Annotated in this window: 8 protein-coding genes; 2 read left to right on the forward strand and 6 right to left on the reverse strand. The window is 60.2% G+C overall.

Features of this window, described 5'->3' with window-relative positions; genetic code table 11:
- Nucleotides 1-142: 142 nt before the first annotated feature.
- Nucleotides 143-1,411 (reverse strand): CmpA/NrtA family ABC transporter substrate-binding protein, encoded by a 1,269-nt coding sequence (locus JKG68_RS23685; protein ID WP_312890937.1) that lies wholly within the window; start codon nucleotides 1,409-1,411, stop codon nucleotides 143-145.
- A 58-nt stretch (nucleotides 1,412-1,469) separates the two neighbouring features.
- Nucleotides 1,470-2,078 carry an ANTAR domain-containing response regulator gene (locus JKG68_RS23690; protein ID WP_202063805.1) on the reverse strand — a complete coding sequence of 203 codons (609 nt, stop codon included), beginning with the start codon at nucleotides 2,076-2,078 and terminating at the stop codon, nucleotides 1,470-1,472.
- A gap of 683 nt (nucleotides 2,079-2,761) precedes the next feature.
- On the opposite strand from JKG68_RS23690, the gene JKG68_RS23695 reads away from it, so the two are divergent.
- Entirely contained in the window at nucleotides 2,762-3,637 is an 876-nt protein-coding gene (locus JKG68_RS23695; protein WP_312890939.1) for a LysR family transcriptional regulator, read from the forward strand.
- Between the two features lie 1,013 nt (nucleotides 3,638-4,650).
- Nucleotides 4,651-4,845, forward strand: coding sequence for a cold-shock protein (locus tag JKG68_RS33705; RefSeq protein ID WP_312890938.1), 195 nt, complete (start codon nucleotides 4,651-4,653; stop codon nucleotides 4,843-4,845).
- A gap of 324 nt (nucleotides 4,846-5,169) precedes the next feature.
- Here JKG68_RS33705 and JKG68_RS23705 read toward each other — a convergent pair whose 3' ends face one another.
- From JKG68_RS23705 to JKG68_RS23720, 4 genes are all read right to left on the reverse strand, one after another.
- Nucleotides 5,170-5,838 carry a 3'-5' exonuclease gene (locus tag JKG68_RS23705; protein WP_202063806.1) on the reverse strand — a complete coding sequence of 223 codons (669 nt, stop codon included), beginning with the start codon at nucleotides 5,836-5,838 and terminating at the stop codon, nucleotides 5,170-5,172.
- Nucleotides 5,839-7,653: a DUF294 nucleotidyltransferase-like domain-containing protein gene (locus JKG68_RS23710; RefSeq protein WP_202063807.1), complete on the reverse strand. Its 1,815-nt coding sequence runs from the start codon at nucleotides 7,651-7,653 to the stop codon at nucleotides 5,839-5,841.
- Between the two features lie 69 nt (nucleotides 7,654-7,722).
- Complete coding sequence (locus JKG68_RS23715; RefSeq protein ID WP_202063808.1) at nucleotides 7,723-9,417, reverse strand: cation acetate symporter; 1,695 nt, start codon at nucleotides 9,415-9,417, stop codon at nucleotides 7,723-7,725.
- Nucleotides 9,417-9,722, reverse strand: a complete 306-nt coding sequence (locus tag JKG68_RS23720; RefSeq protein ID WP_202063809.1) for a DUF485 domain-containing protein — start codon at nucleotides 9,720-9,722, stop codon at nucleotides 9,417-9,419. The genes JKG68_RS23715 and JKG68_RS23720 overlap by 1 nt, the downstream gene beginning before the upstream one ends.
- Between the last annotated feature and the right edge of the window lie 120 nt (nucleotides 9,723-9,842).

A 9,842-nucleotide genomic window follows, 5' to 3' on the forward strand; every position in this document is an offset into this window, starting at 1 on the left:
CTGATCAAGGCAGGCTACGACTTCATTGTCTGGCCAAACCTTGGGAAAAGGTTAGCACTGCACGGATTTTGCTCAAGTTGATTGTTTGTGCACATTCAGCCTACTAGACGGGCCCGATTGCGTATTTCTACGCCAGCGCAACCTACTTCGCTCGAATCGCAAAGCCGCTCACGTAACCCGGGATATCGCTCGGATCGAAGGCGCGCTGGTCGATGAACGCATCCGTGCCCAAGCTGAGGTGCCCGCCTGCGGCGGGAACAACGGTTGAACTGGATCCAACGCCCTCAACCTTACTATCAATGGCAGGAACGGGCGTTGCTGAGCCCGCGAGCGCGCTGCGATAGATGTCTGGCCGATAAGCGGCTTCGACTTGTGCAAGGCAGGCACCATCGTGGGCAACCTGCCCCCAACGAACCATCTGACTGTAGATCCACCGAGCCTGACTGATCCAAGGGAAGTTGGCGGCTTGGCCGTGAAACATCAGGTAATTCTTGATCAATCGCGTTCCGCCGTTGGGATCGACCAGGATTTCTCCCTTGAGAAGACGCAGGATCAGATCCGGTGCGACTCCCACATAGGCTGGCCTGCTCAGCATCTCGGCCAAGCTGTGGTGGTTGTGCGGATCGTCACACCAGCGGGCGGCGGCATCCAAGGCCACGATCAGACGCGCCAGGTTCTCCGGGTTCTTCTCCGCCCAGTCAGGACTGACGCCCAGCACCTTCTCTAGGGCGGACGGCCATATGTCAGCCTTCGTGGCCACAATCCGGCCTACGCCCTTCTCGACGGCGATCATGTTCCAAGGCGCATTGACGCAGAACCCGTCGATGGCCCGTGCCGCCATGGCATCCACCGTCAGCGGCGGCGGAACTACCGTCATGATTACGTCGCTGTCCGGGTCGATGCCAGCCGCCGCGAGCCAGAAGCGGAACTCGTAGTTATGGGACGAGAACGGATAGGTCATAGCGAAGACGAGCGGCTTGCGACCCTCATGCCTTCTGCGGTCGATCAATGCCTTCAGAGCGTGAGCGTTTGCAAGTGCATCCTCTGAGCCGTCGAGGCTGGCGACTGCCTGCATCTCGCGATACAGTTCGAGCGACAGCGTTACGCTGTTGCCTCCGCGCCCAAGCGCGAAGGGCGTGAAGCAAGGATAGGGATTCGAGCCGAGCCCCAGCTGGGAGGCGACCGGCATCGGGCTCAGCATGTGAGCGACATCGAACTGCCGGAAGGCCAGCCTGTCGCGGATGTTCGACCATGACACATCTTTGATGAGCTGCAGGCGAATGCCCTCGCGTCGGGCGAAACCGTGTTCCTCGGCCGCGACGAGCACCGCCACGTCGAGGAGTGGAATAAATCCCACGCGCACCAGCCGCTCCGGCGTAGGACGCCCTTTCGTTTGGGCAGGCGTACCCACCGACGATCCTGATCGGCCGATCGGTGGGTTCCCGAATGTTTGCGGATCCAACACGCGATTACTTCTCCAGAAGCGAAGCCGACGTGACGACACTCTGCGCAATGTCGGCGAGCTTTCTTTTTTCGTTCATGGCCGTTTGGCGAAGTAGCGCATAAGCCTCCTCTTCTGAGAGCTCCCGGTTCCTCATGAGGATGCCCTTGGCGCGCTCGATGATCTTGCGGGACGCCAGTTGGCTGCGCGCCTCGGTCAGTTCGCGCTGCAGACGCTCGAATGCATTGAACCGGCTGACCGCCATGTCCACGATAGCCTTCACCCGCTCCTTGCGCAGTCCGTCAACGACATAGGCGGATACGCCCGCTTCGACAGCGGCTTGGATCATGCCCTCATCGGATTGGTCCACGAACATGGCCACCGGACGGGAGACGAGCTTTGAGACCTGGAACATCTGCTCGAGCACGTCGCGGCTGGGATTCTCAATCCCGATGATGATCACGTCCGGATCGATGATGCTCAGCCGGCGAAGCATGTGGGTCATCGTGTTGATGACTTCCACGTCAGCGACCCCGGCGTCCTGCAAGCCGTCCAGCAGAATAGCGGCCCTGATGCTATTCTCCTCAACGATCGCAACGCGAAGAGGCCGCTGACCTGTTTTTGTATCGTTGGTCAAGTTACTGGGAGCTCTCGATGCAGATCCTCAACTAAAGCATCAAGCAAGTTTCAGGCCAAAGCTATCTGCTGGAAGATCCGTGAACCCGACGCCTTGCTGCTCATTTTTTGGGCAATTTCTGCGGCTCTGTCATGAATTGAGGCCTGAACCGAGGATATGGGCTCGTTTCCCGCTGATATTCATGCGACGAGCTGCCCGAACTGAGCTGCGTGTGTTAGCTGCCGATTGCAGACGTACGTCCCCTGCTGCTTGCGCATCTTGTCAGCCATCCCAGGGCTGCAAGGATCCAGCGGAGCGCAAGCTGCTGGTCAGCGGGTTGATCGCAGCTCGCAGGGCCGTGCGCGATGCAAAGGGCGAGCCCGAAGCCTCACGAGCAGCCAGGATGCAGGTCGATGCAGCGAAGACGGTGCTTGGTGAATGTAGCCCTGTATGATGGAGCAACGGCGAACCACACTACAATCGTCACATGGCGGTTAACAGCCCTATGAAGCTTGGTTCGCGTCCCAGTCTGAAACAGGGACGTAGGGGCGGTCGTTACCTGATTAGCTCCACTCACATATGAATAGTACCCGCCAGGCAGAGCAAAGCTGCCTATTGAATAATCCGTAAGTGGACTTGTCTCAGGCCTACGACGTGCAATAGCAGGCTTATAGCATGGGGGATCCTCATTGGACTGAGACAAGATCAGACTGTTCTATGAGGTGGCTGATGCCGGCAACTTCACCCGGGCCGGTAACAAGCTCGGCGTCAACCAGTCCTCTGTCAGTCGCCAAATCAGTGCTCTTGAGCAGGAGCTGAAGGTCCCGCTGTTCCACCGCCATGCCCGTGGCCTCATCCTGACGGAGCACGGCGAGGTGCTGTTCAAGGCAGCTCAGGACATGCGCCTGCGCCTTGAGGGCACCCGCCAACAGCTCACCGAGACCAGTGAACGGCCCACGGGTGAACTCAAGGTCTCCGCCACGGTGGGGATCGGCGGCATTTGGCTGGCGCAGCGCCTCACAGAGTTCCTGGACCTTTATCCCGGAGTCCGCATCCAGCTGATCCTGACAAATGACGAGTTAGACCTGTCGATGCGAGAGGCGGACATCGCGATCCGGCTGCGTCGGCCGGCTCAGCCGGACCTGATCCAGCGCCGGTTGTTCACCATCCACTACCATGCCTATGCGGCTTGCAGCTATATCGAGCGCTTCGGAGAGCCCGGACGGGTGGAGGATCTCGATCAGCATCGCATCATCAGCTTGGGCGGTGATCAACCCTCCTTCATCTGTGACCTCCACCATCTGGCAACCTGGGGCCGCCATCCGAAGGATCCACGTCCCAGCCGGCTAGTGGTGAATGACAGCCTTGCGCTGCGGCGTGGCATTGAGACAGGAGCCGGAGTGGGCATGGCGCCGGATTACGCTATGAGCAACAACCCGCATGTGAAGCAGGTGCTCCGCGATGTCGAGATGCCAACGCTTGACTCCTACCTTGTCTATCCCGAGGAAGCGCGCTCCGTCTCACGGCTTCAGGTGTTCCGGGACTTCCTCGTCGCAAAGGCGCAGAGCTGGACCCATTAGAGCTCAGCTCACTGACCGTTTGCAGCCTGTGATGAACCCGGTTGAGCCTGTCGCCTTCGAGACCCAGCTTTACTGTGAAGGATCGAGCGTACGAGGTGGTGCTGTCAGATGCTGGCCAAGAGGCTGATCCCGATCAACATAAGGGGGCTTGTCACAAATCTGACGGATGCCTGAGCGAGTTCCGGCGTCAGTGTAGGAGCAAAGGAAGGTCCTGTGACCTCTGTCTGCTTCATGGCAGTTGCTTTCAGTATAATCAGGTAAAATGAGATTTGCCCGTAAGAGGCGAGTGTCGGCTCCGGCCGCGGACGTTCTCTGCCTGAATTCCGACGCTGTGGCTGTAGCGGGAAAACCACAAACGCGCTGCTTCGCTTGATGCTGTCATCCTATGCGGGGCGCCACAGCGCTATGCATCAAGCCGTGCGGCGCAAGGGTGTGACCTCAGCGCCCTTTAGCCAGGCGCAGACGTCCTCCAATGTTTCGAACGTATGCTCAACCTGGGTGAAAGGCGTAGGCCGAGATTCCATCGAACCGTCCTCCAGAAGTTCTGCGGTCCAAGTGACCTTGTCGCTATGGGATCCACTCCGGACAACGCTCCCGATGATCTCGCCATCGAGCACAAGATCTTAGCTGCCAGGAGCAAGTTGAATAAGCTGGTAGGTCACAGGGGGCTCCCTTACTGTTATTGCTGCACGTGAACTGCCGGCTCGGCTCACCAGCGCTTGGTTCGGGCTGCAAAAATCATTGGATGCTGATTGCCACAACGGGCAACGGCTCATGTGAGCTACTCCTCTGAAGGATGATATCCAGCATCATTTATGCATCAAAACGGCCGACATTCCCCTACCTCATTGATCGCGATCCTCCTTGAGCAGGTTGCTTTCGCGCCTGATGAGCCGGTAAGCTGCGCCAAGCGCCGGGCTGCAGTCTCTCCTCTCACGGGCGAAATCGACATTGGGAGGATTGTAGCCTCGCACCATTGTGCGAACGAAGGGGCGACTGATGGCACGGGTACGGTGAAGAGGTTCAACGAGACCAAGGGCTACGGCTTCATTCAGCCGGACAACGGCGGTAAGGACGTGTTCGTGCACGTCAGTGCGGTTGAACGCTCCGGGCTGCGTGGTCTGGTGGAAGGCCAGAAGGTCACCTATGAGGTCGAGGCGGACCGCCGCTCCGGCAAAGAGTCAGCCGTTAATCTGAAGACGGCCTGACCAAGGCAGCGCGGGATGATCGATCATGCCGCTCGCTTAGGTTCTGTCGCAAATTCGGTTTTTACTTATGTATACTGGCGAGTTCACACTGACCGGCTGTTGTAGAATCTACGGCTTAGCGCCGCCGCCAGGACTGAAAATGGCGCTTAAAATCGCCTATTTTTCGAGTTTGCGACAGAACCAGGTGCGCCCTATGCGAGAGGCTACCATCCATCCAAACTCCGCAACGCTCTTGCATATATCCTGCACCCTCGATGGCAAAGGCCGCGATCTGCTGCTCTGGAATCCGGTCATTCTGCGCGCTCCCGGCAAAGCCGGGCACCCTCAAGCGCCGATGGGAGCATCTTGCCGCACGGCTCGCCCGCGGCTGATGCGGGATCCTCGCTTGCGCATGTCCATAAGCTGGACATACATCATGCCTGTCATGAGGGCATCGTTGAAGGCGTCATGCTGCGCGAGGCTTGGGATGCTGAGGTCCGCCAAGATCGACTGGAACCGGAGATCCAGCACCGTCCCAGGTGGGGCGTCGCCGTACTTGAGGGCAAAGTAGATTTCCGACACCTCGATGCGCGGATTGGGCAGCTTCGCTTCGATATACCTGAGAATGTACTTGTCGAGCATGCGCACGTCGAAGTCCACGTAATAGCCGACGATGGGACGCCCTCCGATGAAGCGGAGCAACTCCGGAAGAACTTCGTGCATGGGCCGCCCCTGTGCCACGTCATGTGCCCGGAGCCGGTGGATCTTGATGGATTCGGACGTCGGATCCCTGTCGGACCGTATCACGGCCCTGTACGCCTTGCTCGTCATGATATGGTTGCCGCGGATCACGATGGCCGCGACGGCGATCACCTCATCTGTGCGTGGGTTGAGCCCAGTCGTCTCGCAATCTAGGACTACCACCTCGTCCGGAGGTCCCGGCGCGAACAGGAACCGGTAGTCGCGGTCCCCCAAGGTCGCCCGATAGAAGAGATTGCGCACCCAGCGCTTCATTCAGAATGCCCCGAGGTTGTAGCGATTGCGTATGATCTCCCGGAACTGACGCACAATCCGGAGGGCGTCCCGCAGGATGTCGCGCTCCACTGTGGTGATCTCATCGAGGCGTACCAGGCACTCGGTCTGCATCGTCCGGGTGTGCAGCGCCCGCAACTGCGACTGGGAACGAAACTCCATGAACGCATGGAGGGCACTGGTCAGGTCGCGTCCGAACGCCGGTTCCAGCGAGCCTGCCTCCACAAGGGCCTCGATCCTCGCCGCCGTGGGTGTGGCGAGAATGCCCTTCTCGATGGCAAGTGTGCGCACCCCATGCACGATCGGAAACGTCCCGGCCTTCTTGATGTCGATGCCGTCCGCCCCGGCGCCGACCGATGACATGATGGTGTTGAGGACGCCCAGGCTAGGCGTCGCGAAGGTTTCGACCAACGACGCGAAACGTGCCAGAAGTATGGCCTCGCCGCGCATGAGAGCGAACAGTGCTTCTTTCGCCCGGATGAGGCTATCCGCTGGGCCCGCCACGGATACGGCATCGACGAAGATGGCGATGTTCATCGCAGCCTCGGCATCACCGCGGAGAACCCAGGCCTTGAGTTGTCGTATGAAGCCGTCCAGCGATTGGGACCAGATTGGATTGCGAACCATGACATCGCCGGGACAGGGCGGGAACCCGAACCGGTCCAGTGCGCCAGAGAATGCCTCGCGAAACTGCGCGAGGTCGGCTGGCGGAACATCCCGGGCCAGAAGGATGGCGTTGTCCTGGTCTGTCCGGACGGTCTGCTCACCGCGTCCTTCGGACCCCATCAGCAGCAGGCAGCCGGCTTCGCGGATCGATGGGGGAGCTGTCATCCCGAAGAGTTGCGTGAGCAGCCTCCGGTTCAGGTCGGACGTCATCTCGGCGATGATCTTGATCTTCAGCCCCTGCCGGTGAAGGCGCTCGACCTGTGCCTGGATGTCCCGGGCGGCACCGGCCAAGTCGTCGATGCCGCGGGCGCGCTCGATCCGCCCCGGGATCAACTGGGAGTTGCCAGCAAACAGGCCGAGGATGTCGATGTCCTCCAGGAAGCCCACATACTGGCTGTTCGAGCGGATTGCGAGGCGCCGCTTGTCGTGCTTCGTCATCAGCAGCAGCGCCTCGAACACGAAATCGTCCAGGTCGACCGAGACGACATCGAAGTGACATGCCTCCCGAACTGGAGTGTCGAGCGGGAGCCGGCGCAGAACTACCGCTTTCGACAGGTTCATGCCGGTGACCACACCAATACGCTCCCCGTCCCGCACCAACAGGGAATTGATGTCGTTGTCCTTCATGCAGTGCCCGGCCTGCTCAACGGTAATCCCTCCATCAATGATGACTGCGGTGCGATACCGCGCATCGCGCACCCGCGCCCGCAGGACGCTTTCAACCCCCTCAGCCTTCCGCTGATATGCGAACGCGTCGAGCTTGCGGGACACATCCGAATAGAAAAACGCCGCAAAGGCCGGGTTGCGGTGGATCAGGTCGAGAATGACATGGCGCGGGATCAGATGGCAGAGCGTCTCCTCGGCGGCGACGTAATCCTCGCCGGCTGCCCCGTGCACGACAGCGCGGGAGTCGAAGCTGTCCATGGGCCCGAGCACGGTCTGAATGGTGCTGCCATCCCGCGCCTCGACTGCCCCCTTAATCACGACATGCAGCCAATCCGAGGAGCGTCCGTGGCCTACGATCACCTCCTTGGGGCTGAAATACCCGATGTCGAGCCTGGTCCTGAGCTCCTCGGCCTCCAGGTGCGTCAGGCGGTCAAAGGGCGGGTTGGTGATGTCAAAGCTCTGCATGGGTCCGTTCCGCCCCGGTGACGCGTGGCTGCCTCCCGGTGTACCGGGAGGCAGCGGTTATCATACGGATCAATGAGCGTGAGCAGCCGCAGCTCCAATGCCGGTTTCCGATCGTATGTACTGGGCGTCGAAGGATGCAATCTCCGCCTTGGCGCGGCTGCTGGTGTCGAACTTCGAAATGGCCCAGATCCCGAGGAAAGCGATAGGCATGGAGAAGATGGCGGGGTTATCGTAGGGGAAGAGTTCCCGTGCAAAGCCGAAGGTCTGCACCCAGACGGCCTTGCTCAGGACCACCATGGCGACCGCGCTGACGAGGCCGAGTAGGCCGCCGACCAAGGCCCCCCGGGTGGTTGTCCCTTTCCAGAGGACCGACATGAGCAGGACCGGGAAGTTGCAGCTCGCCGCGACCGCAAACGCCAAGCCCACCATAAAGGCTACATTCTGGTTCTCGAAGATATACCCCAGGATGATCGCCACGATGCCGATCGCAATCGCGGAGAACTTTGAGATCCGGACCTCTTTCTGTTCCGACACCCGCCCGCGGGCGATGACCTCCGCATAGAGATCGTGACTGACCGCCGAGGCTCCCGACAGGGTGAGGCCAGCCACCACAGCAAGGATCGTTGCAAACGCCACAGCCGAGATGAAGCCGAGGAAGAGCGAACCACCCGTTGCGGTCGCAAGATGGATCGCGGCCATGTTGGTTCCACCAAGAATATCCCTGACCTTGTCGTAGGCTCCGTTCGCGCCGAGCTTGAAGAAGCTCGGATCGTTCATGAGGAAGGTGATGGCGCCAAACCCGATGATGAACGTGAGGATGTAGAAGTAGGCGATGAAGCCGGTGGCGTAGAAGACGGACTTTCGTGCGGCCTGTGCGTCCGACACCGTGAAGAAGCGCATCAGGATGTGGGGCAGCCCGGCAGTTCCGAACATCAGCGCAAGACCGAGCGAGATGGCAGAGACCGGGTCCGCCACGAGGGCGCCCGGAGCCATGATCGCGTCACCTCTCGGATGGGTTCTTACCGCCTCGGCGAACATCGCTTCGGGGCTGAAGCCGAACCGCCACAGGACGATCAGGGACATCAGGGTGGCACCTGCCAACAGGAGGCACGCCTTGATGATCTGCACCCAGGTCGTGGCCTTCATGCCGCCGAACGCCACATACACGATCATCAGCACACCGACGATGATAACCGCGTAGAGGTAGTCGAGGCCAAAGAGCAGCTCAATGAGTTTGCCGGCCCCCACCATCTGCGCGATAAGATAGAAGGCGACCACCACGAGTGTCCCAACGGCCGAGAGAATGCGGATCTGGGTCTGGTCGAGGCGGAAGGAAGCCACGTCCGAGAACGTGAACTTGCCAAGGTTGCGCAGGCGCTCCGCGATCAGGAAGAGCACGATCGGCCATCCGACCAGGAACCCGATGGAGTAAATCAGACCATCGAACCCGCTGGCGAAGACAAGGCCGGAGATGCCCAGAAAGGATGCCGCCGACATGTAGTCGCCGGCAATCGCCAAGCCGTTCTGGAATCCAGTGATCCCGCCTCCCGCCGCATAGAAGTCCGCCGCGGACTTGGTCTGCGCCGCCGCCCGGTAGGTGATCCCGAGCGTGCCGAGTACGAAGGCCAGAAACATGATGATGGCGGTCCAGTTCAAGGGTTGTCTCTGCACGGCGCCGAGATCCGGTCCCGCCGCCATTATTCCGGAAAGATTGGCGTCCAGAGCAACAAAGGCTGCAGTCGCAAGAATGAGCAGCCGAGACATCAGATGAACTCCCTTGCAAGACGACGGGTGAGTTCGTCGAACCGGCTGTTCGCACGCTGGACGTAAATGCCGGTCAGAACAAATGCGGAGACAATGACGCCCAGTCCCAGGATGATCCCCAACGAGGTCACTCCGTCGCCGATCTTGGCAGCAAGGAGAGGCTTGGCAAACGCCACGAGGAGGATGAACCCGAAATAGATGATGAGCATCGCAATTGATAGGGTCCAGGCGAACCGCGCCCGCTGACGGACGAGATCCTGAAACTGTGGGCTGCGAAGGACTTGGTTGTGATCTAGCGAGGCCATGGTGGAGCCTTCCAAAAGCGTTCAGCGGGTTCTGTTCTGGCGATTGGTGATCAGGTCGTCGACCACGGTGGGGTCGGCGAGCGTCGAGGTGTCGCCGAGCGAGCCGAACTCGTCCTCGGC

The organism is Microvirga aerilata, assembly GCF_016743775.1.
Classification (GTDB): Bacteria; Pseudomonadota; Alphaproteobacteria; order Rhizobiales; family Beijerinckiaceae; genus Microvirga; species Microvirga aerilata.